Raw genomic sequence first — 22244 nt, 5'->3', positions numbered from 1 at the left:
ACCGCTGGTGTATCAGCTGCATCGCCAGATGCATAAGGCTGGGTAGCCAAGTCCGGAAGGGATAAACGCTGAAGGCATCTAAGCGTGAAGCCCCCCTCAAGATGAGATATCCCTGCTTCGGCAGTAAGACCCCTTAGAGACTATGAGGTAGATAGGCACAAGGTGTAAGCATGGTAACATGTTCAGCTGATGTGTACTAATAGGTCGAGGGCTTGTCCAAGAAAAGGATATAGAACAAAAGATAACGGATAAAGATGGAATAATTCAGTGTTCGGTTTTGAAGGTACAAAAAGATAACAACTGTCATGCTAATTATTTAGTATGGCAGTTTTTTTATTTTTCTATATCTAGTGGTTGCATAATAGAACATACATTCGTATAATTATAAATGCAACAGAACAATTGTTCGTGTAATAGTTAAAGGCATGACAGTCGGAAAGAGAGGGCAGATATGGTATTTGCGGTTGATTTCGATGGGACAATCTCCCTGGGTAACTGGCCTTCGGTTGGTCCTGCCAATATGGGACTGATAGATTTTTTGATAAAAAAGCAGCAGGAAGGAGACAAACTGATTCTATGGACATGCAGGGCAGGAGAACCTCTTGAAAAAGCCATAGAATTTTGCCGGGATCACGGACTCTGCTTTGATGCCGTCAATGACAACCTTCCGGAGACCATAGAAAAGTACGGTTCCAATTCAAGGAAGATTACATGTGATGTTTACATTGATGACAGAGCTTGTAACGCCATTGAATATGAAAGGAGCACAGCGCTCGATATGGATAGAATAGAGATGGAGCTCATACGCTACGCAGATATGGTTGCGATGGCAGGATAAAGTTTGGATTCATGATATTCTTCCTTGTTGGACATTTGTTAGACAACCATTGATAGAATGATGTTGTCAGGAAGAATAACAATGACCATGAGGAGGAAAAAGTAAATGAGGAAGAAAGTTCTTACGTTGTTATTATCATCAGTTATTATGGCTGCATCTATCAGTGGTTGCGGAGTTTCGTCTACACCATCATCCGGTGATGGCTCTTCAAGTGAAGAACAGAAAACAGATGCGGAGGATACTTCAAACGAAGAGCAAAAAACAGATGCGGAGGATACTTCAAACGAAGAGCAAAAAACAGATGCGGAGAATACTTCAAACGAAGAGCAAAAAACAGATGCGGAGAATACTTCAAACGAAGAGCAAAACGCAGCTGCAGAGGACACTTCAAATGAAGAACAAAAGACAGATGCAGAGGATACTCCAAATGCGGACAATTCTGAAAAAGTGGAATTACCAAATACTTATGCGGAACTGATAGATTCGTTGCACGCAGGACAGTCATACGCCTATGCACCTATCTACGGAGGCGAGGATGCGCTCCTTGTAACAAGTTATGCATTCGATGATCTAGAAGGACATCAGGCAACTTATGAAGCAACTATTTTTATAGAAAAATCAGGATCCGTTTCAAAGGTTACAACCGTACAGAGTGGCGGTACAGCTTATCCTATTGCTGTAGCCAAGGACAACAGCCTTATCCTGTCTATGAGAAATTCTGTACAAAAGGCATATATAGACAAGGAAACCGGTGAGTTTGTAATAACAGATGAATCAAATATTAAATATACTGCAGATGAAGAAGACTCTTACCATAACTATACAAATGGTTCATCTGAGGTTACAGCAGATTCAAGTCTATATGATGAGCTTAGTGAAGAATATCTTGGTTCAGAAATATTGAATTTTGAGAGTGCAGGTATTTCCTCAGATGGTACTCCTAATATTGCAGGAGCTGTATACACTGTGTACAGCGGGGAGAATCTGTATAAAGCTGCTGGCTACATGGTATTTGATAACGATACTTCGGGTCACACACAGACAGCTGACGGAATTTCCGGAATTCCTTTCGAATATGAATTAAAGGCAGATGACATAACATTCCACTTTGGATCTGCAGATGACACTTCAGAAGCAATATTTAGCAGTGAGAATCATTCCTATCCCACTTTGACCTTTAGTGGTGATGGTATTTTCGGATCAAACACAGTAACACTTTCATGTATTGGCAACGCAGACCCTGAAACCTTCGATGCTACTACATATTATGATAATGATAATAATCTTTATATGAAGGTTAAAAGTTTTGACGAAAAGACACTAACCGGTGATCTGTACAGAGAAGAAAAAATAAGCAAAGAATATGTCGAAAATGCAGAAGAAGGCAGTAATATTTACTCTGTAAACGGAACACAATTTACAGTTATATCTTTTGAAGACGTCAATAAAGAGATTTCTTACAGTACTGATGAAGAATTCAAAAATGATGTAGTTGGTACGAACAGATTTGATGGATTTCTTGTTAAATGCAGTGACGATGAGTTCTATTATGCTCTTGAAAAAGAAGATTATGCAGAAGAATATAACGTTGTTTCAATGATGGAAGAAAGTAATCTCAAGAAACTCATACAGGAAAATGTTACCTTCAGGATTAAGGAAAATTGCGAAATGGTTCTGCTTAGGTGTTTAGATGATCCTGATTCTCATCGTATTGAAGAAGAGTATTTGATTGGTCGTGAGTTTAAGGGAGACAATTACCCCGGATGGTCAGATAATAAAGCTGACTACTATATGACAAGCAATATGCTGGTAGCATTAGGCGTAATAGATAACGAGCTGTACACTGCTATTCAGATATATGTTCCGTAAAAAGATATATCTTCTTGCGCGGAAAAGCGAAATCTTTATAATATGGTTTTTATGACAGAAATTTAGACATTTTTTATCGAAAAGAGACCCGCTGTGGTCTCTTTTTTTGGTATCATTAAAAATGTAAGAATTACTGAGCTAAAACTCAGATTCATTAGGAGGGAATTATGAATAAAAAATATTGGAGGATTCTTTGTACTACAGCTTTGGTTATATCACTAGCGGGCTGCAGTAATAAAGAAGCACCAAAGAGTGAGGTAAAAGGCGAGATAAACTCTACTGAGATTGCGCAGAATGTGCTGGACAAGTCTCTTGATAGACTACAGGAAAATTCATCGAACAGTTCAAATGATGAATCACCTGATTATGCACAGGAAGATTTACCTAAGAATCAGGAGGAACAAACAGATTTAGTAGAAGAAGTAGTACCTGAAGAGAATGAACCGGAAAATACAAAAACCGTCAGTCAGGAACAGGAAAGCTCTGAACATAGCTTCTATGGATGGTATATAAGTTATGAGTCTGCTTTTGATAAGTCACAATTTTTTTCTGTTGATGAAGCCTGCGATGACGTTAAGTACAATGGTGTTGTTTTTGTTGATACAACCAGTGAACAGCAGGAATTTATTGATGATAACGCATATGAAGAATTTAAAATAACTTACGAGTCAGAAGACACAGAAGACACTGTTGAAAGAGTTAAGCCTATAAGTATAGAAGTTGTAAAAACTAATACATCCACAGAAAACGGTGGAATTATCACAGAAGATCCTTTAAAAGGACTTGTGGCAGATGATATTCTTGAAAAATTCCGTGCGGAGAGACCGGTAAAAACAAACTCAATTTATGATGAGGCAGATGCGCTCGGACACTGGGTGCAGAAAACCATAGGCAAGGATAACTTCTCTGAGGAAATCAAAGAAATGGGTCTCCATATCGGAAACCGTTATGAATTCTACTTTGGAACAGACATTGCCAATAATTTTGATAATAATTTTTCAGGAATATATGGAGCATATTTTACGCTGAAGGATTACTATACGTCTGATGGCGAAAGAAGTAAGGACTTTTATGAAGGCCTTATTGAAGAGAATGAATTTATTGGGAACGGTGATCCCCAAAGTATTAGGGATATGTATTCAGATCTTCGGGATTTTATCACTGCCTGCAACAATGTAATTAGAAAAATGGGAAAGTGATCATTTCGGGTTAACCGATCTATTCAGTTGTCAAGCCTTTAGCAGAAACACAAGGATGATTTGGTGGAGAGTATCAAAGAATTTCAAAAACGTACAAGGAATGAATAGTATTCCAGTTCGCAAATAATCTATGGAGAGCAGTAATGGGGAAAAAGAAAGTAGAGCATGTTGTTTTTGATGGCATGCGAAAGATAAAAAAGAAACAACTGGACTACAGCTACAAGAACATGACATTGTTTTCAAACAACTATTTGACGATCCATCCATCATCATAGAATACCCAGATGGAAATATCGTAAGAAGTATGATGGCTGTATATAAAACGGAGTTAAAGGAAATGCCTAAGCTTCTATGCAGTGAAGAGTCAAAAGAGCTAAAGTTTTTCTCTCCAGATGAACTAAAGAATATAAAGGTAGTAGAGACCCATATACCAATCTTAGAGGAATTCTTTTCAGAAGCATTTTAGAACAAGAGTAAGGGGATTTGCATATCCCTTTGGGGCGTATGAAAACAGTAGTAATTACAGGCAGCACCAGAGGCCTTGGCTACGAAATGGCTAAGGTTTTTTTGCGTAATGACTGGAATGTTGTAATAAATGGAGTAAATGAGAACAGGCTTAACCATGCGGTAGAAAGTCTTAATGAGCTTAAAAGCAAGAGTGATATTCTTGGGGTATTAGGGAATATTGCTAATCCAGAGGATATACAGAATCTTATGAGCAATGCTGTCAGTCAGTTTGGAGCTGTAGACATCTGGATCAATAATGCAGGAGTCAACCAGCCTTCAAAAGCTATTTTGTGAAACTTCCGGAGAACCAGAATTTGAGATCACCTTCCGAGGTATTAAAATATCCTACATAATCATCAAATACGATGACCATGTTTCTTTTCAGAGGTGTGGAGCCAATGATGGCAGCGGAGAGTATTAGTATCCCAGCTTCGAGGAGCTGTGCGAAACAAAGTCTGTAGATGACATATGCCTGAGGGATATGTGGGATAAGATTGAGACTATTATTGCGGAAGCAACATATGATTTGTCTTTGCCGGACGAAGTGGAAGATTTTAAGAGGTTTTTTGAGGGCATAAAATAAGATGGTAGAGGTGGTTAACATGGGCTTTTTATTTGTTGCGCTTGGCGGCGCTTTGGGAGCAATGGCAAGATATGCTATTAGCCTTCTGCCGGTAAGGACGGGCTTTCCAATATTAACATTGCTTACAAATATAATCGGAGCGGTTTTGATAGGTTTTGTTGTAGGAGTCTCCAGTAACAATGAAGGTATATCCGAAAATACCGTTCTTTTCTGGAAGACAGGAGTGTGTGGTGGTTTTACCACTTTTTCAACTTTTTCCCTTGAAGCTTTTAATATGATAGAAGAGAAACAGTATATCGCAGGTGGAGCGTATGTCTTTTTGAGCTGCGCATGCTGTATAATTGGCATTGTTTGTGGGAAGAGATTGGCTACCCTGATAAGATTGTAAAAATTATTGAAGGCGCATGCAAGTGGGAGATTGAGCATGGACTGGAAGTGACTTTTTCTGATGGAGAGATCATATACGTTGGCGGATTTGGTGATTATGGCCCCAATACCAGCTGTTTGCAATATCATCTGGATAAATATGGCTATTATGATCCTGCAAAAGATATGAATGAAAATTACGCAGATTGCGTAAAAATAGAATGAGAATGGACTTGTGATATATGGGAATCGATTTAAAAAAGATAGAAGAGAAGTATTCAAAGAATAAACCCACTTTTTCATTGTCAGAATTATTAATATGCATCGCATTAATCATGATTGGATGTGCTTTGTTTTTTGTTATGCCTGATGAAATGGGAATTTTAGGATGGATATTGTTTGTAGCAGGTACTTTCCTGAATGTTGTGGGAGTTTTCAGGCTTGCTGCAATGGTCTCGGAGGTAAAAAGTGAGCTTGGCAGAAAACTAACAACTGTAGTATCATTGCTTGTTTCAGCTTTAATACAGTGTATCGGGCTGCTGTATTTATATCAGAGCGGCGGAACAGGGAAAGGGACTGCCATCGCCACGCTTGCACTATGTATCAGTCTTGGGCTTATCATATATGCTGTCGATTTTGAAGATAAGAAACAGCAGAAAAAGATAAAAATAGCATGCGGAATCATAACTATTATTCTTATCGGTATAGCTGTCTTCCTTAATATCAGAGATGATTTTTCCGGTGCCAGTGTTTCTGTAGGAACAATACTTCTGATTGAAGCGGTGATAACCGGAAAAATTGGATTGCAATCCCTTAAATGAGAAGATGATATTTGGTGTAGAGTTAGCCAAATTAGTAGGCTTTTTAAAATAGATGGATGGTATTTGAAAACAATAATGCAAGGAACCTGACTTATAATGGCAAAAAAGAAAAGACAATCTAAAAAGAAAAAACTCGGTTCTAGGATACTGTTCCTTATATTGGAACTATTGATTATGATAATTCTCATAGTCGCTGTTTTTGAAATATTCATTGGGACTGACAAAGTAAAAAAAGCGGAACATGTTGAAATACCAGATTGGATAGAAGTTCAGTTGATAGATGAGGGTAATCCTTCGAGATCTGGGATAAGGCTTGATGGTATAAGGGACATAGTAATCCATTATGTAGGTAATCCCGGGACAACTGCCCAGCAGAACCGGGATTTTTATAACCATGAGGATTCTGATGTGTGCTCACACTTTGTAGTTGGAATGGATGGAGAAATCATCATGTGTCTCCCTCTTTATGAAAGGAGCGCAGCAAGCAACGACAGAAATCCCGATACGCTCTCTATTGAAGTTTGTCACCCTGATGATACAGGTAAGTTTACAGAGGCATCATATGAATCTTTGGTAACGCTGACAAAATGGCTTATGAAGGAATTTGGACTGAGCAGAAAGCATGTCATACGACACTATGATGTTACTGGAAAAGAATGTCCACGCTACTACGTAGAACATGAAGATGAATGGATTTCATTTATAAGCAATTTTTAAATTGGAGGTGGAGCATTTACTTATTCACAGTCTACAGGGCCTATCACATATGTTTATCATGTTTTTGTTAATAAGAAAAATTTGGATCATGCAAAGGCGCTGATTGAGTAAAATGTCTGCTTGTGTCCGAACCATTTCTTAGCTAAAGAATTAGCCGGAGAATTATGCTAGGAGGCATATGCATGGCAGGCTCAAGGCATACAATGCGCGCCAATTAGAAACGCAGTAAATATGGGCGTTGCAGCTTCGCGCGGATTTATTATTTTCATATGTTAATTACGGAAGAGCTCTTGGTCTGGAAGCTCTTTTTCTAAAGAAATAATCCCAGTAAAAAAGTTTTAAAATAACAAAGCTTTTATTTCTTTTCGCTGATGGACATATTGCAGAGAACGGCACACATGATGAGCTTGTAAAAATGCGAGAGGGTATATTTGCTACCATGGTTAAGGCGCAGACAAAATACTATAGGAATATTGGTGCATAAGAGCTATGAAAAATAGTTAAAGTAGCTAATGAAGGAATATTAGGTTAAGGAACTCGATATAAAAATACGTTTAATTTATTTTACGCAGCTTCCAGGAGTTTGATTGGGGGCTGTTTTTTATATTATTCAACTTGTTTTGGTTATGTGATAAAATAAATAACAATGGTCTAGAGAATCATTGATAATTGTTAATTAGTATCCAGAAAGGAGGAATATATGGCTGATATTAAATCTGTTGAAGATTATAAGAAGTTTCTTGAAGAAAACAGAGAATTACTGCATAAAAACGCTGTAAGAATCGAAGACCTTCCTCCGGACGATGATTGGGTTCTTGACGATGAATGGGATAAAATATATGAGCAAGAGGTTTTGAAGCGTGGGAAAGTATAATGTTGGTGAAGTTTGGTGGATACATTTTCCAAAAGATGTAAATGCCAAGTAATTTATGTGGTGCGCAATACGAGAATGGAGGGTGCTATCCATATTTCATATTATTCAGATCAGTTCATCAGCAAAATATCAACACTAAAGTAGCCTGAATCCATGGAAAAATCCAGAGCTCCATCATATCAAATGATATTTAATACAGCCCTTTCTATCAATTTTCTGATAGAAAGGGCTGTTTATATCTGATTATAACGTTATGGCATTTTGCACATCCAACGCTTCTGAAACAGGCTCAGATGCATCCTGATCCTCTGTAATTTCTTTTAAGGCATCATTTGTGATTTCTGATATTTCCTCAGTTCTTTCTTCTTCATCCTTCTCGGAAGTTTCATTTTCATCATCCTCAATGCCCATTATCTCATTCAGCATCTGCCTAATCATCTTCTGAATCATGGAATGAAGCTCTTCCAGAATACTGTCATAGGAGTTTCTTGAAGTAGAAGAGGAACCTGAATTCTCAGATGCAGGACTCTTAACATTCATAACATCTGTTTTTGATTCCGCAGAAGTGTCCGCGCGGCCAATATTCATCAGCTTTTCGAAGAATACTTCCATCTGCTCGAACAGCTTCTTTGCTCCTGATAGGTTACCATTAGTCTCTGCAGCAAATCCGACCTTGTAAAGGTAATTGCCGTTTTCTGTGATATCCTCCGGAACAGCGTCCTTTACTGCTTTCATGGCATTGTCAGCAAGTCCTTCTGTATCCCTTATATAGGCACAGAGTGTTGCAAAGCCGGCATAATCTGTATCAGTAGGATCAACACTGTAAGGATCTATTTCTTTTGAGAATGAATTACCATTTTTATCGACACCTGATGCAGTATAAATCCTGGAATCACCTGATACATTTATTGTTATTTTCAGTTCCTGCTGTCCGTCACTGACATCAAAAGCTGACGAATCAGTACCGTTTTCCATAGCTTTTGCTATACCAGACGGCAGCTTTGCTGTGATTATTCTTGTGTATGACAGGAAAGCCCCCTGACCATAAGGACTTGCTTCAGATGTTTTTATATCCTTATTGTCTTCACCTGTATTTGTTATATCCCCCGTTTCGGCTGCTTTTTCAGTGGCGAGATTCATGGCTGTAAGAAAGCTTGGAACTTCAGTATCGCCATTATCACTCTTATCTGCAATTTTTGTCTGTGAAGTCCCGTTTCCAATCTTAAAGGCACCAAAAGCCATGTAAACACTTCGAAAGCCATTGATATTGTTTACATCATCCATATAAATCCTTTCCGTGCATCCTCTGTCAGTCGGGTGCACGCCACTCCCCAAAGGACCGAGTGGCAAATCAAGTTTATGTCACGTGTTTTCCTCCTTTCCCGGATATGTGCAAAATAGCGCCCTAATGCAATCCATTTGCATTAAAACGCTATCCGTAGCCATATTGTATATCGGACTATTTAACCTGATTATTAATAGTTCTGTTGCCAAAATAATTCATATTGCCAATCTCCATTTGGAATTAATCCTCGGATCATAGTATATACGGATCACTCTCTTCATACCTGCAGCTATAATCAGGCACTCAAATATGAAGGCAGAGTCTGCAACATAGATTCCATCTTCTGTGGTATGGGCGCCTTTTTTCTCTGCTTCCCTGAATCCCTTTATGGTAAAAGTCTGATATTCTCCATCCTCGTTCATGAAACGGAGACGGAGAGGAATAATGCTGCCATCCGCCTTATGTTCACAGATAACATCAACTTCGTTTATAATCTTACTCATGAAAACTCCTTGCAATAGCGAATGTATGTTCCGAACTACTGTTCTATTATACTATAACTTCCTTCCCAATGTTTCAAGTTTTTTATTAAGTTTTTTATTAAATTTCTATATAAATGTCCCTATGGCGCTTTTCCGGCAGATATTTCATGGTGTAAACTTAAAAAAATGTTTATTCTAGAGTAAAGGGGGAATACCAGATGAAAACGAAATCATTATCTTTATTTCTAATATCTGCAATAATGTGTTGCCTATTTTCCGGCTGTAGCAAAACAGGGAATGAAGAGGTTGTCACGAAGCTGACAGAGAGCGTTGTTTCTAATTCAGCGCAGGATACTTCCGCGAAGGATTCCAGTGAAAAAACAACAGAAGAAAATGAATCTGCTAAAGCTATTAAGGACGATGCAGAAACTACGGACGAAGTAAAAGCCGATGACAATGCAGAAACTGCGGACGACGCAAAAACTGATGACGATATAGAAACGAATGATGATATAAAAAATGACGATATCACGGAGACTGAAGAGGAAGATAAAATGGCGGGGACTGATGCGCTTCCGCGATTTTATATATCCAAGGAAAGAGAAGAAAAGAAAGTCGACGGAGATTATATCGGGGAATATTCCTACGATCAGATTCATATTGAAAGTGAAGGAAATGCCTATAAGACACTGGAAAATGAGCTTGACAGGATTAACAGCGATATCGCAAGTCAGGAACAGGAAGTGCCGAATGAAGACTGTAATATATGCGTAAGGCGTGCGGATGAAGACGTAATGAGCTTTGTCACGGAATATAGCTGGACAGGTGATGAAGGCGGCTATATAGAGATACGGGGACACTCATACGATATGAAAAGCGGCAGTGAATTGCAGCTGACAGATATAGTTAAGGATGAAGAATTGTTTTATGATACGCTGGCCACTGAACTGTCTTATGTAGTCACAAGGAAGATGATAGCTTATACAGGCGAAAATGATATGGAGCTGATAGACTGCAAAGAAGCAATGGAGGAGTGCATCAGGGAGAACCGGGCAGGATGGGTGCTGGATCCGCAGGGCATTACTTTCTGGTTTGATAACATTAATGCGGTGCTTTCCTGTACGACTGCAAGTGTCTTATTTATAGATGATACCGACGGAGCAATTTTTAAAAATGAGTATATAACAAAAGCTCCGGAAGAATGGATAATGCAAGTGCCCGGACACTTCACGGAGACAAAGTTTGACTATGGTCTGGACGGATCAACTGACACTATCTCATGGGGACCCGGTGAGGCTGAAAATGATGTCTACGGTACATATACAAGTGGTATATGTGTGAATTACAATGCGAAATATTATGATGCAGCCGATATCTGCCCCGGTGACGGACTTCCCTGGGAAAATTATGAGGCGATGCTAATATATAAGGACAAAAAAGCTGTCCTATTGATATCACATGACGAGGATATTGTTTCTTACATAGATACATTCGATTTGAAAAACGATGAAGCTCGCAAAGCAGATAACATGGTCGGTGCTTTAGCGTGGATATCTTCTCCCACAAGTTATGGAGTATATGTGCCCACAGATCCGTCAGCGATAGAGATACATACTGTACTCGATGCCGAGTCTGAAGAGGATGCAAAATCCCAGTATCTGAGCGTGGATGCAGACGGCATGATGACTGTAAAAGGAGCAAACGGCGATGTGTCGGAGGAATCCGATAAAAAGAAATCAGACAGCACAGAGAGTACGGGACAGTCATTGTCGGATGATGATGCTATTGAAATAGGCAAAAATCTCGGTGGAACGTTATGTGCTTTAGAATGTAGAGATTATGACGGTGATGGTACTAAGGAGGCTTTTGCGGTTACAGGTTCTGAGGATGAATTTGGCGGTTATTTACCGGAAACAGTATGGTTTATAGCCGGTGACGGAACCACAACCAAGATGAGGACTGATTTTGAAAACATGTCCATGTACCGTAATGATGAAGGCTATTACATAGAATATGCTAAAGAGAACAAGGGATTCTTCACAGCAGAATGCGGTGGGTACGGCAGTGGATGGCTTTCATTCATTTTCAGCGTGAAGGACGGTGAGCCTTATGAGCTTGATCTTTCTATGAAAATTGAGGGCTTCTATCAGCCGGAGCCCGGTGTATTCCAGACACTTACCGATGACTTTACTGATGGTCACAAGTACATGATAACAGAGCTTATTTATGACAGTAAAACAGGTCAGTTCAAAAAAGGTAAGGTTACTGACAAAGAGTGGGCCCTTTAGGCCCACTTCTTTTATATATTAGGAAATTCCTCCGGATTTCCTAATATATAAAAAACGCTCCGCTATGGATGCGCATGTATTAGTTTTTCTTCTGAGGCATTCATTAAGAAATCAAGCAATCCTGAAAATGTATCAACCGTACGACGTATTTTTTCATCCGAATACAGAGCCTGGTTAAACATAAGATACGGAACAATACCGTTTGGGGTCTCAATTATCTGGAACGCAAGACTTCTTGAGTTCACCGGAGCATGGCTTGTAACATCCAGTCTTGTGCCGCCGATCGATCCGATATCCTTGGTACTCATGATTTCGGAAGTCTCGTAGCAGACGATAAGCGTATCATGTTCGTAGACTTTGTCCTGTTTAATACTCCATTCATAGGAGCAATGGGCAAGCATGGCATTGGATTTATCGGAGAGTGTTTTGAAAAATTCTCCGATCGTCATATCTTTGTTTAATTCAAGACCTATCGTTATATATCGGAAGAGACAGCCAAATGCATTCTTTTTTATCTCGTCGGTCCTGTCATGGAAAATCCAGTCTGCCATGACCTGATCCTTCTTCTCTATAGCAGCGATTCCCAGAAGAGCAACCGCAGTAAACAAAAGATTCCTTGACATATGATGCTTTTGTTCAAAGGAAACCATATCCTGAAGTGGAACCACCTGTTTAAGAGGAAGCAGGGTACGACCTGCAGGACGGTTTTCGGTATCCGGGATGAGGTTAACGCACCAGTCCTTGTCGCTATAAGCATTGTCTATGAAAATTCGGTCTTCCCTGTAGCGTTTTCCTTCCCGCATTTCTTCTTCATTACGCAGATATGTATAATAAGTATCAAGCGGAAGAGCCTCACCGTTCCAGGCCTTTACAATATCCTCATTAAGAAGCTGCATACCGGATCCGTCAGTCATGATATGGTGTATTTCCCAGAAAAGATATACCGATTCTTCTGTTTTATAGATACCGGCGTGAATCAGAGGCTCGCCGATCATCTTGAACGGACGCATAAGGTTTTCCGAGAGCAGCTTGAATTCGGCTTCTGTTATTTCCTGAACAGATACCTGAAGTTTCTTATCAGGTGCGATGCGCTGAACAAGGGAGCACTCCTCATTGAATTCAAGTACTGTGTATAAAGCGGTTCTGTTTGCAAGGGCCTTATTTACAGCATTACACAGTCGATCCGTATCTATGTCCGCGCCAAAACGGTACAGGCGTGGCAGGTTCCACATGATAGTTTGAGCAGCGAAGATACAATAATCAAAGATTGATATCTGATTGGGAGTAAGCGGGTGCGCCTTTCCCCGCTCCAGTTCCTCTGTCTTTGCCACATCTACGTGCTGTGTTCCTGCCTCGCGGTTAATATACAACGCTGCTATACGTTCCGGAGTACAGCCCTCGAAAATATCTGAAGCAAGGAGCCCTGGCAGATCCGCTGCCGATAATACGCGCATCGAACTCAGAGAATCTCCGCCCAGGTGATAAAAATTGTCATGGATACCGACGTTATCAATTGACAGAGCATTTTCAAAGGCACTGCATAAGATACGTTCGGTTTCAGTATGCGGAGCCTCAAATTCAGCCCGTTCTGTTACAGGTTCCGGTTTGGGAAGGGCTCTTCTGTTCATTTTACCGTTAGGAAGAACAGGTATTTCGTCCACCTTAATGAAATACGAAGGTATCATATAGTAAGGCAGATACTGTTCCATTTCGCTTCGAACTTTCATCTCGTCTATTGTGATGTCTGCAGTATAATACAGGCAGACAAAGGCATGTATCTGCTCATCAAAACCTCTGGCGGCGCACCAGTCAACGCCGAGGACCTTTTTGCCTACAGCCTCGATTTCCGCAGGTTCGATGCGGTTTCCGTTGATCTTTATCATATCGGTACTGCGACCCATAAGTATGAGATTACCGTCCGGTAGCTTTCTTCCTATATCCCCGGTATGATATATGCCGCCTGTAAGTGCCTTGTCCGTCTGCTCCGGCAGGTTAATATATTCTCGGAAAAACGGATCTTCAATAGCTATTTCTCCCTGCTGAGTATCGGGGACCTCGTTCCCGTCCTCATCAAGGATTTTTATTACTATCTGATCAATATTGGGTTTTCCAACAGGACATTCATCATATTTTCTGTCAATGATAAACTCTGCAAGAGGAAAGCCGCTTTCACTCATCGCATAGGCATTAACAAGCTCCGGACCTTCGATATAATATCCGTTAGCCGGTTCGCTGCTCAACTGTATCTGTCGCACGTATGGCCCCGGATCACCTATAAGGCGAAGAAGGGAAGGGGAGCCAAGCAGAACCGAAATACGATTATTCAGAAGGTATTGCCTGAACTTGACCGGATTTTTTATGATGCCGTATGGAACAACAAACAGGTGACACCCGTCATACAATGTATTAATAAAACGTCTTATAGACGCATTAAAGTTCAGTGGAGTAATAAGAGACACACGATCTGACTCAAGGAGTCGTGGTTTTCCTGTTCTCCTGTCATTGGAAGCAGCCTGGATCAGTTTGATGCTGCCATATTCGTGCAGGACACCCTTCGGATTGCCTGTTGTGCCTGAAGTATATATCGCTAAAGCAGCGTCATGAATGTCGGTCTGTTCATATCCCGGCAGTGCATCAGTCTTAAGGATATCATTCCATGTTTCAATATCTATAACTTCCTTGCAGCCGCAGTCTTTTTTGATAAAGGCAATCCGCTCCGGCGGATAATTGTCTTCAACCAAAGTAAATGCGGCGCCTGCCTTCCAGACACCAAGTATGGATATAAGGGCAATTCCGCCTCTTGGCAGGCATATAAGCACGAAGTCCTCCTTGCCGATCTGCTTTGCCCGAAGCCATCCATAGACCTTTCCGGACAGTTCATCAACCTTATGTCTGCTTATCCCGCGCGGATGCCGTTCATCTGTCAGAACCAGAGCATTAGGTTTGTCGGATACGCTTTTTGCCCATGCTTCCATGATATAGTCTGTCTGCTCAAGATATGTCAGATCCATACACCAAACCTCCATTTATAACAAAGACACCTTTAATATAGATTTTATCAGGATAACTTAGAGACGTTATATTAAATATATATAAAAATCGTTAACATGATAAAATAGTTTACATAGTACTTGTTATTATATGTAACCCGACGGCCAATCACTTCCGACGAAGTCGGTAGGAGCAGTTCTATCCAGGAGGCAGGCATGTACAATGAATCAGATATCAGGCACATAGTCCAAAAACAACGGGACTTTTTCAGAACAGGCAAAACTCTTGATATTGAGTGGCGGATAAGGCAGTTAAAAAGACTTAAACGAGCTGTTTTAGAGAATAGGAGTGAACTGGAATCAGCACTAAAAGATGATCTTGGCAGATCATCTTTGGAGGCATATTTTTGTGATATAGGAAGTTTTATTCTTGAGATCAATGAAACTATACATGGACTTCACAGATGGGCACGGCCTGAAACACACTTTAGCGGAATACATTGCTTCCCAAGTCTTATTACAAAGGTCTATAAGATGCCGTATGGCGTGACACTAATAATAAGTCCATTTAATTTTCCAATTCTCCTTTCTCTGGGGGTACTCTGTGCAAGCATAGCCGGTGGTAATACAGCGGTGATAAAAGCAAGTTCAAAATCTGAAAAGTGTACAGAAATTCTTGAAAAAATTATAGCCGAGATTTTTCCCCAAAAATACGTTGTGGTAATAGGTGGGGGCCATGATGTAGCTGATTTGTGTCTTAAGCAGCGTTTTGACAAGATTTTTTATACCGGTTCTCCAAAAGTTGGAAAACATGTTATGGAAATGGCATCGAAGAACCTTACACCTGTTGCGCTTGAACTTGGTGGAGAGACGGGCAACTGGTGCATAATAAGGAAAGATGCAGATATAAGAGATGCTGCAAGAAAAATAGTTTTTTTCAAACTTTTGAATAGTGGGCAAATATGTATTAACATAAACCAGATCGCAGTTGCAGAAGAGATAAGTGAACAGTTGGTTGATGAATTAAAGAAGGCATTTTCAAGGCAGATAGGTGAAAACTGTCTGGAAAATCCGGAATATCCCCGGCTTATAAATCTTGCAGCATACAGGAAGTACTCGGACATAGCTGAAAAATACAGAGACAGAATTGTTTATGGTGGGGATGGTGATGAATCATCGCTAAAATATGCACCAACAATAATATGTCCGGTGGATATTTCTGAAGATATAGTTAACAAGGAGCTGTTCTGCCCAATTCTTCCGATTGTAAAGTATAAAGATGAAGAAATTGATCAATTATTACAGAACATATCCATGCGTGAACACGGACTTGCCTTGTACATATTTACAAGTGATATAGATTGGGCAGAGCAGACAATGCAGAAAATGCAGTATGGTGGTGGATGTATAAACGAGGTCTGCCTTCATATGATGGTTAAGGGTGTTCCTTTTAATGGTGTAGGACATTCAGGCATGGGTGCATATCATGGAAAATGGGGATTTAGAGAGTTCACCCATCCTTCGACAGTCCTTATTGGATCGCGGAAATTCAATTTGTCTATGAGAGAGCATCCATACGACAGAATATGGAAAAGAATATTGATTGAGCTGTTTGAAAGATGATAGTCCTTTTTATGATAACAAATGGTGAAAAATCAGCATTTTCTGGGCAGTATACATGCTTTTGTGAAGAGTATGCTGCCTTTTTAATCGCTATAATTTAAATAGAAATTTAGAACAAGGATGTTGTTCATGGTGACAACGCCAATGACCATTTTTCGAAAAAATAGGGCATTGTTGTGTTGTGGTAAAATTGGATTCAGAGAGGTACCTGATAATGAATAAAAAGGCTGTAATTACCATTAATACAATTATTGTCATATTGGAAATAGTAGCACTAATTCATGACTGCTACGCTTTCGGTATAAGACTTTTTGAATGGTACACTGTTGACAGCAATGTGCTGCAGCTTGTTGTATCAGCGTTGGTATTGCGGTTTACCCTAAAGGGAGAGGATATTCCCAAATTTGTCACGACAATGCATTTTGTAAGCGCTGTGGGTCTTACAGTGACATTCATAATAGCGGCGTTTGTTCTTGCCCCGCAGGGTGGCGTAGCGTATTATTTTCTCTCGGATGTTGCACCTATCAATCATTTCATAGGGCCACTGCTATCTGTAATATCACTGATTTTCCTGGAAAAGGTGGAAAAGCTTTCAATAAAGGTTATCATTTGGCCAGCAGTAATGAGCCTGATATATGGAGTCATTTGTCTCATCCTAAATGCTGTACATGTGCTTGATGGACCATATTTCTTTTTACAAATACATGAACAATCGGCTACGACAATCATACTGTGGTTTGCAATAATAGCCGTTCTTTGTGTGGGACTTGCCGCACTATATTATAAATTAAAACGATATGATTAATGACATGATATAATCTATCATTTCTTCCGGTGATCTCTTTTTTGAAACGAGTTTAAAATATACCTATGCTGTAATAGAATAATATGTGCTGACTAATATGCACATATTATAGGATATTTTGAGCTTTTACGTAGAAATACTCTTGTATATACCGAACTTTGACTAAGATATCGTCAAATACATACCAAAAGGAAATTTGATTATTATGAAAAAATTAGCACTGATAAAGGAAATATTGATTCTGACACTAGCCACAACAATAATAGGAGCGGCTGTTTTCTTTTTTCTCATGCCAAGCCATGCATCGGTCAGCAGTATTTCCGGACTGGCAATTGTATTGAAGAATTTTATACCATTGCCAGTATCGATGATAACAATGATATTGAATGTATTTCTGCTGATAATAGGTTTCATTACCTGTGGAGCAGAATTTGGATATAAGACAGTTTATACATCGATTTTACTGCCAGTGGTGATTGGAACTTTTGAAAAATGCTTTCCGGATTTTGTATCTTTTACAGGGGATGCAACTCTTGATGTACTCTGTTACATATTCTTCGTAAGTATCGGTATAGCCATTCTATTTAATAGAAATGCTTCCTCAGGGGGATTGGACATTGTAGCTAAAATCCTTAACAAGTATCTGAGGATTGAACTTGGAAAAGCCATGTCAGCTGCCGGGTTATGCGTTGCTGTATCTTCTATCCTTGTATACGATACGAAGACATTGATACTGAGCATTCTGGGAACATATTTCAATGGCATGATTCTGGATCATTTCATTTTTGATCAGAAGCTTAAACGAAGAGTCTGCATTGTTTCCCCATTTGAAAAGGAAATCCGTGACTACATACTTAATGAGCTTCACAGTGGGGCAAGTATATACAAAGTCATCGGTGCTTATCGCATGCAGGAACACAACGAAATCATTACTATAGTAGATAAAAGCGAATTTCAAAAACTCATGGCATTTATAGATAAAGTGGATCCACAGGCCTTTATAACGGTATATAAGGTCAGTGATATGCAGTATCGGTCAAAATCCATGCCGGAAAGGATTTTTAATGATTGAATATGACTCCAATGTCTAAACTGCGGAAAAACTCAAAGCATAATCATCCAAAGATTAAGGATGTCTTAAGGTTTCTTTCATATAATGGTCACATGAAGTTGCTAAAAAAGAATAATAGCGTATGCCCGTTAGCAGTATCGGATGTGTAGATTGTTCTGAAAAAAGATTAGACTTAGTATGAGAAACAGCATAAGAAAAGCGGAGGTGCTTACAATGGACAGAATTAAACAGTTTCAATATAGATTACAGCTGCAGCTTGCACAGATGCTATATGGAAGAAATGGCGTAGATGCCTTTGCAAAAACATGTAATACAACAGCAATCATCCTGATGTTTATAAACATATTTTTTAATAATGTAGTCATTTACTTCATGTGGGTGGGACTTGCAGCCTACGCTATTTTCAGGATTTTTTCAAAGAATATACCAAAAAGATATGCTGAGAATCAGAAGTTCCTGGAACTGACACTAGTACCCAGAAAGCGCATGAACCTTGTAAAGCTGCAGTGGAGAGACCGTTCCACAAGCAGATATTATATGTGTACCAAATGCCATCAACAGATAAGGGTACCACGTGGAAAAGGACGAATTGAGATAAGATGTCCCAAGTGCTCTAACAGATTCATAAAAAAGACTTGAGAATATATGAGGAAAAGCTATGATGACAAATCCATATGAAACCCTGGGAGTTCAGCCGGGAGCTTCCGATGAGGAGATAAAAAAGGCATACCGGAATCTTGCTAAAAAATATCATCCTGATCTTCATCCAAATGATGAGGCAGCTTCTGCAAAAATGAATGAGATAAATGCTGCATACGATATCCTTTCAAAGCCACACAGCTCGGATTCATGGCAGCAAAGAACTGCCAGCCAGTCGTATGAGCAACAGCGCACGTATGCAGGACAGGCTGAGTATGTGGATTTTGAAGAGTATTTGAAGCAGCGGAACAGACAGCAGGGATACAGTTATACATATAGTTGGAACTGGAACAATATGCCTGTACATACTTACAGACCATCAATTCTCGGAAGATTATTCAGATGGTTCATCATATATCAGATTATTTCCGCGCTGCTTAAAATGGCTTTTTTCCTTGGTTAATAACAATAGAATGATATGGAAACAACTTCAGAAAACAGATATATAAGCAATTCACTTAAAGAAGCTTTGGCATCAATTTATGGCCAGGCGGTAACTGTTCTTGCGAAAAGTGCTGTCCATGGCGGAGATGCTAATGATGCGTACATACTAAGATTAAGCAATGGAAAGAACGTATTTCAAAAAGAAAATATAGCAATGACTGAGCTTTTCGGTGGATTTGACAACCGGTTCTATGATGCCTATTTTGAAACCTTCGGTGTAACCCCCGGCTATGAAGACAGGAGAGATATCTATAATCTTTACCACCTTACAAACCACCTGAATCTGTTTGGAATATCATATCTTTCTGCTGTTGCAAGGATAATATATAGATATCAGTGAATATACATCAAAGGAGCGTTAAAATTTGAGACATTTGTTCATAGCTCCTCAGGCCGGGGAACAGCCTAATTATGGGATAGGCTGGTGGCGAGAGGCCGATGATAAGAGAGTATGGTATTTTGGGACTCAGTCTCCTGAGAGTACTATAGGACATCAGGGCTGGACAGGCAAGCTCATAGACAAGGCCAAGGAGGATACCGGAAAATCGCTTAGTGAGGAGCATCCTTTGAAATTGGCGCTTAAAGCCCTTCAGGAGGCTTCTGAAGATTTTCAACAATGAAAGAATATAACAGTGGTTAAAAAACAGCGGGAGAATAGCAATAATGTCACCTTTACTTATAATGGCTATAATATTCATTACACTTGCTCTATTTCTTTACACCGTTGGTGTATGGTCAGAAAGGATCTCAAAAACGTTAACCGCTGTACATCTCATTTTTTTCTGGGGCGGTCTCGTTTGTGATGGGATAGGAACACATCTCATGACAAGGCTTACGTCGTCAGCAAATGCCGGCACTTTTAGCTTGCATGGTATAACAGGTTCAGTAGCAATAATCCTTATGCTGATACATGCTGTTTGGGCTACAGTTGTTGTTATAAAAAAAGATGAAAAAAGTACACACACATTTCATAATTTTAGCCTGTTTGTATGGATTGTGTGGCTTTTTCCGTATATACTGGGAATGCTCATGGGAAAAACCAATCCTGAAATGGCGACCACGAAGCCTGAATCTGCTTTGCGAATTACAGATGTGACGGTTATTACCTCTGTCAGAAAAACAGGGCAGTATCCTGAAGAAATAGTTATAGCATTGTCAGAGCCTTTCAAATCATCTATAGATGCCTCTGATTTTCAAATGAAAGGACATGCGGATAAATGGCAGGACACATCCCTTCACGCTTTTGAATGTGATATCGAAGCCGTAAATGTAGAGGGAGATGTTATATCCATCATCCCCAAAAACTTTCCTGAGAAGTTTTTCTATGTAAAGGATTTTTCTGTTACATGCGACTCATACCCGGAATTGTCCTTTACTAATGATGACGTAACGAATGTGGTAACTCCTGTTGCTGACAACTTCAAAACTATGACTGCTGATAGTGTCGCATCATTCAATTACCATTTGTTTACACCCGAAAATCCCGAAAACATGCCGATTGTAATAGTATTCCATGGATATGGAGATACAAGTAATCTGTTAACATATCGTACCGCTGTTGAATGGGCTGAGCCTGAAAACCAGAAGGTTCGTCCCTGTTATGTCCTGGCACCGGTCATACCTGATGAAAAATATTTCGAAGCTTCATCGAGAAGTACAATTTTAGATACAGTAAAAGAACTTATTGACGAAATGATTTCTGAGGGAAAGGTTGATCCATCCAGAATATATGTTATGGGCAATTCTTTTGGAGGACTATCCACCATAGAGTTTTGTGAAAAATATCCGGATTTTGTTGCAGGTGCTATCGCTCTGTGCCCGGCACTTAATTATGCACCTGCTGCATCCATGAATTTAGGGAAAATGGCTAATGTTCCCATATGGTTTGCACAGGCGGAGCATGACGGAACAATACCTGTCACCGAGAGCAGAAATGCTTATAAAAAGCTTGAAAGTATTGGTGCCAGGGAGGTTTATTTCACAGAATACACAGATGATGAAATGAATGCCGCAGGCGCTAACGCCTCGAACGATTCAACATACAGTTATCATCATGTGGAGCTTGCGGTCATGGAAGATGAATCATATCAGACATGGCTATTTGAGAAAGCATTAAGCACCACAGCGAGACCGCAAGGAAACTAAAGTTAAGTGGAAGGAAGGCTGGCATCTTGTCACAAAGTTGCCAGCCTTTCACTTAGCCCTGCATACCTGCAGACTGTCTTATCATATCCTCCACAACTATGTCGTAGATTTCCCCAACAGTATTGCAATATTCAAGTATCTTCCAAGGCTCATTTGTATGAAAATGGATCTTTACAAGTTCCTCATCCCCGGCAGCAATAAGAGAATTACCCTCAAAGTGCGTGGTTATGTAATCTGCGATCTCATCCTCATCGAGATCCTTGTCCCTTCTGTCTATCAACAACTGTGTATCATAGCGGTACGCAAACTGGTCATCCTCTGCATCAATACTGTTTACTGGTTCCATTTTTTCTTCCTCCTTCACAATAAAATATACTCTCGGAATCTATAAGCCAGTAACAATGCGGCTTTCAGATTCCTTTTTTATTAAAATCCCCCACTTTTTTATCAAAAAACACTTGACATTTACCTCCAAAAATGCGGCGCTTCGCGCCCTTGTTAAAAAGGATGTGTCGTTACGGCGCGGCCGTAAGTTTTTTGATTGGAGGGCGATTTTATGTTACCTGTTAATTGTGGCAGTCATGCCGACTACCAAAACTTTGTTGTTGAAAATCTCCGCAAATATTACCCTGATCCA

24 protein-coding genes and 1 rRNA gene are annotated in these 22244 nt (G+C 39.8%); 21 read left to right on the top strand and 4 right to left on the bottom strand.

Annotated features, from left to right (window positions below; all coding sequences use genetic code 11):
• The 11 genes from G602_RS0115455 to G602_RS31045 all read left to right on the top strand — a co-directional run.
• Window positions 1–220, top strand: a 23S ribosomal RNA gene (locus tag G602_RS0115455); the annotation flags it as partial.
• 231 nt (window positions 221–451) lie between these two features.
• Window positions 452–838, top strand: a complete 387-nt coding sequence (locus G602_RS26955) for a hypothetical protein (RefSeq protein WP_044932356.1) — start codon at window positions 452–454, stop codon at window positions 836–838.
• Window positions 839–943: 105 nt separating this feature from the next.
• On the top strand, window positions 944–2707 hold the full coding sequence (locus G602_RS0115440; protein ID WP_026659792.1) for a hypothetical protein: 1764 nt from the start codon (window positions 944–946) through the stop codon (window positions 2705–2707).
• Between the two features lie 167 nt (window positions 2708–2874).
• A complete protein-coding gene (locus G602_RS0115435) occupies window positions 2875–3906 on the top strand; it encodes a hypothetical protein (protein WP_026659791.1) in 1032 nt (343 codons plus the stop codon).
• Window positions 3907–4049: 143 nt separating this feature from the next.
• Window positions 4050–4181: a hypothetical protein gene (locus tag G602_RS31760; protein ID WP_256374988.1), complete on the top strand. Its 132-nt coding sequence runs from the start codon at window positions 4050–4052 to the stop codon at window positions 4179–4181.
• Between the two features lie 229 nt (window positions 4182–4410).
• Entirely contained in the window at window positions 4411–4707 is a 297-nt protein-coding gene (locus G602_RS0115420) for an SDR family NAD(P)-dependent oxidoreductase (RefSeq protein ID WP_026659789.1), read from the top strand.
• A 308-nt stretch (window positions 4708–5015) separates the two neighbouring features.
• The gene (crcB, locus tag G602_RS0115410; protein ID WP_026659788.1) at window positions 5016–5384 is read left to right on the top strand and encodes a fluoride efflux transporter CrcB; all 369 of its coding nucleotides are present in this window, start codon (window positions 5016–5018) and stop codon (window positions 5382–5384) included.
• Window positions 5348–5587, top strand: a complete 240-nt coding sequence (locus G602_RS0115405) for a DUF6985 domain-containing protein (protein WP_026659787.1) — start codon at window positions 5348–5350, stop codon at window positions 5585–5587. The genes crcB and G602_RS0115405 overlap by 37 nt, the downstream gene beginning before the upstream one ends.
• 17 nt (window positions 5588–5604) lie before the next feature.
• The gene (locus G602_RS0115400) at window positions 5605–6183 is read left to right on the top strand and encodes a hypothetical protein (RefSeq protein ID WP_026659786.1); all 579 of its coding nucleotides are present in this window, start codon (window positions 5605–5607) and stop codon (window positions 6181–6183) included.
• 96 nt (window positions 6184–6279) lie between these two features.
• Window positions 6280–6900, top strand: coding sequence for a peptidoglycan recognition protein family protein (locus G602_RS0115395; protein ID WP_026659785.1), 621 nt, complete (start codon window positions 6280–6282; stop codon window positions 6898–6900).
• A gap of 700 nt (window positions 6901–7600) precedes the next feature.
• Entirely contained in the window at window positions 7601–7774 is a 174-nt protein-coding gene (locus G602_RS31045; protein WP_196808701.1) for a hypothetical protein, read from the top strand.
• A gap of 243 nt (window positions 7775–8017) precedes the next feature.
• Here the strand turns inward: G602_RS31045 and G602_RS0115385 are convergent, their stop codons facing one another.
• Both G602_RS0115385 and G602_RS0115380 read right to left on the bottom strand, forming a co-directional pair.
• Complete coding sequence (locus G602_RS0115385; protein ID WP_026659784.1) at window positions 8018–9058, bottom strand: hypothetical protein; 1041 nt, start codon at window positions 9056–9058, stop codon at window positions 8018–8020.
• A gap of 216 nt (window positions 9059–9274) precedes the next feature.
• Entirely contained in the window at window positions 9275–9562 is a 288-nt protein-coding gene (locus G602_RS0115380) for a hypothetical protein (RefSeq protein WP_026659783.1), read from the bottom strand.
• A 197-nt stretch (window positions 9563–9759) separates the two neighbouring features.
• Here G602_RS0115380 and G602_RS0115375 point away from each other — a divergent pair, with 197 nt between their 5' ends.
• Complete coding sequence (locus G602_RS0115375; RefSeq protein WP_026659782.1) at window positions 9760–11829, top strand: hypothetical protein; 2070 nt, start codon at window positions 9760–9762, stop codon at window positions 11827–11829.
• A 62-nt stretch (window positions 11830–11891) separates the two neighbouring features.
• On the opposite strand, the gene G602_RS0115370 is transcribed toward G602_RS0115375, so the two are convergent.
• Window positions 11892–14840 (bottom strand): AMP-binding protein, encoded by a 2949-nt coding sequence (locus G602_RS0115370; RefSeq protein WP_026659780.1) that lies wholly within the window; start codon window positions 14838–14840, stop codon window positions 11892–11894.
• A gap of 120 nt (window positions 14841–14960) precedes the next feature.
• Between G602_RS0115370 and G602_RS0115365 the strand changes: the two genes are divergently transcribed.
• The 8 genes from G602_RS0115365 (at window position 14961) to G602_RS31920 (ending at window position 21607) form a co-directional block, all read left to right on the top strand.
• The gene (locus G602_RS0115365; RefSeq protein ID WP_256374986.1) at window positions 14961–16442 is read left to right on the top strand and encodes an aldehyde dehydrogenase family protein; all 1482 of its coding nucleotides are present in this window, start codon (window positions 14961–14963) and stop codon (window positions 16440–16442) included.
• Window positions 16443–16656: 214 nt separating this feature from the next.
• Window positions 16657–17247, top strand: a complete 591-nt coding sequence (locus tag G602_RS0115355; protein WP_026659778.1) for a hypothetical protein — start codon at window positions 16657–16659, stop codon at window positions 17245–17247.
• Between the two features lie 205 nt (window positions 17248–17452).
• A complete protein-coding gene (locus tag G602_RS0115350; RefSeq protein ID WP_026659777.1) occupies window positions 17453–18319 on the top strand; it encodes a YitT family protein in 867 nt (288 codons plus the stop codon).
• A gap of 213 nt (window positions 18320–18532) precedes the next feature.
• On the top strand, window positions 18533–18958 hold the full coding sequence (locus G602_RS0115345) for a hypothetical protein (protein WP_044932353.1): 426 nt from the start codon (window positions 18533–18535) through the stop codon (window positions 18956–18958).
• Window positions 18959–18977: 19 nt separating this feature from the next.
• Complete coding sequence (locus tag G602_RS31925) at window positions 18978–19421, top strand: J domain-containing protein (RefSeq protein WP_026659775.1); 444 nt, start codon at window positions 18978–18980, stop codon at window positions 19419–19421.
• A gap of 15 nt (window positions 19422–19436) precedes the next feature.
• Entirely contained in the window at window positions 19437–19802 is a 366-nt protein-coding gene (locus G602_RS0115335; RefSeq protein WP_026659774.1) for a fructosamine kinase family protein, read from the top strand.
• A gap of 25 nt (window positions 19803–19827) precedes the next feature.
• Window positions 19828–20082 carry a hypothetical protein gene (locus G602_RS0115330; protein ID WP_026659773.1) on the top strand — a complete coding sequence of 85 codons (255 nt, stop codon included), beginning with the start codon at window positions 19828–19830 and terminating at the stop codon, window positions 20080–20082.
• Between the two features lie 43 nt (window positions 20083–20125).
• The gene (locus G602_RS31920; protein ID WP_081676033.1) at window positions 20126–21607 is read left to right on the top strand and encodes an HsmA family protein; all 1482 of its coding nucleotides are present in this window, start codon (window positions 20126–20128) and stop codon (window positions 21605–21607) included.
• A 52-nt stretch (window positions 21608–21659) separates the two neighbouring features.
• Here G602_RS31920 and G602_RS0115320 read toward each other — a convergent pair whose 3' ends face one another.
• On the bottom strand, window positions 21660–21953 hold the full coding sequence (locus G602_RS0115320; RefSeq protein ID WP_044932350.1) for a hypothetical protein: 294 nt from the start codon (window positions 21951–21953) through the stop codon (window positions 21660–21662).
• 55 nt (window positions 21954–22008) lie between these two features.
• Between G602_RS0115320 and G602_RS31235 the strand changes: the two genes are divergently transcribed.
• Window positions 22009–22244: hypothetical protein (locus tag G602_RS31235; RefSeq protein ID WP_207638176.1), on the top strand; the 236-nt coding region annotated here is incomplete at its 3' end.

This window comes from Butyrivibrio sp. AC2005 (assembly GCF_000424145.1).
Taxonomy (GTDB): Bacteria; Bacillota; Clostridia; order Lachnospirales; family Lachnospiraceae; genus Butyrivibrio.
The sequence above is the reverse complement of the archived record's forward strand: the minus strand, read 5'-3'. Positions and strand labels throughout refer to the sequence as shown.

What these genes read in the sequence shown, in the direction of transcription:
- G602_RS0115385 (WP_026659784.1), bottom strand. Translation starts at nt 9,058, where the DNA reads ATGGATGATGTAAACAATATCAATGGCTTTCGAAGTGTTTACATGGCT.
- G602_RS0115380 (WP_026659783.1), bottom strand. Translation starts at nt 9,562, where the DNA reads ATGAGTAAGATTATAAACGAAGTTGATGTTATCTGTGAACATAAGGCG.
- G602_RS0115320 (WP_044932350.1), bottom strand. Translation starts at nt 21,953, where the DNA reads ATGGAACCAGTAAACAGTATTGATGCAGAGGATGACCAGTTTGCGTAC.
- G602_RS0115420 (WP_026659789.1), top strand. Translation starts at nt 4,411, where the DNA reads ATGAAAACAGTAGTAATTACAGGCAGCACCAGAGGCCTTGGCTACGAA.
- G602_RS0115370 (WP_026659780.1), bottom strand. Translation starts at nt 14,840, where the DNA reads ATGGATCTGACATATCTTGAGCAGACAGACTATATCATGGAAGCATGG.
- G602_RS0115435 (WP_026659791.1), top strand. Translation starts at nt 2,875, where the DNA reads ATGAATAAAAAATATTGGAGGATTCTTTGTACTACAGCTTTGGTTATA.
- G602_RS0115375 (WP_026659782.1), top strand. Translation starts at nt 9,760, where the DNA reads ATGAAAACGAAATCATTATCTTTATTTCTAATATCTGCAATAATGTGT.
- crcB (WP_026659788.1), top strand. Translation starts at nt 5,016, where the DNA reads ATGGGCTTTTTATTTGTTGCGCTTGGCGGCGCTTTGGGAGCAATGGCA.
- G602_RS31045 (WP_196808701.1), top strand. Translation starts at nt 7,601, where the DNA reads ATGGCTGATATTAAATCTGTTGAAGATTATAAGAAGTTTCTTGAAGAA.
- G602_RS31760 (WP_256374988.1), top strand. Translation starts at nt 4,050, where the DNA reads ATGGGGAAAAAGAAAGTAGAGCATGTTGTTTTTGATGGCATGCGAAAG.
- G602_RS0115345 (WP_044932353.1), top strand. Translation starts at nt 18,533, where the DNA reads ATGGACAGAATTAAACAGTTTCAATATAGATTACAGCTGCAGCTTGCA.
- G602_RS0115440 (WP_026659792.1), top strand. Translation starts at nt 944, where the DNA reads ATGAGGAAGAAAGTTCTTACGTTGTTATTATCATCAGTTATTATGGCT.
- G602_RS31925 (WP_026659775.1), top strand. Translation starts at nt 18,978, where the DNA reads ATGATGACAAATCCATATGAAACCCTGGGAGTTCAGCCGGGAGCTTCC.
- G602_RS0115400 (WP_026659786.1), top strand. Translation starts at nt 5,605, where the DNA reads ATGGGAATCGATTTAAAAAAGATAGAAGAGAAGTATTCAAAGAATAAA.
- G602_RS0115350 (WP_026659777.1), top strand. Translation starts at nt 17,453, where the DNA reads ATGAAAAAATTAGCACTGATAAAGGAAATATTGATTCTGACACTAGCC.
- G602_RS0115335 (WP_026659774.1), top strand. Translation starts at nt 19,437, where the DNA reads ATGGAAACAACTTCAGAAAACAGATATATAAGCAATTCACTTAAAGAA.
- G602_RS31920 (WP_081676033.1), top strand. Translation starts at nt 20,126, where the DNA reads ATGTCACCTTTACTTATAATGGCTATAATATTCATTACACTTGCTCTA.
- G602_RS26955 (WP_044932356.1), top strand. Translation starts at nt 452, where the DNA reads ATGGTATTTGCGGTTGATTTCGATGGGACAATCTCCCTGGGTAACTGG.
- G602_RS0115395 (WP_026659785.1), top strand. Translation starts at nt 6,280, where the DNA reads ATGGCAAAAAAGAAAAGACAATCTAAAAAGAAAAAACTCGGTTCTAGG.
- G602_RS0115355 (WP_026659778.1), top strand. Translation starts at nt 16,657, where the DNA reads ATGAATAAAAAGGCTGTAATTACCATTAATACAATTATTGTCATATTG.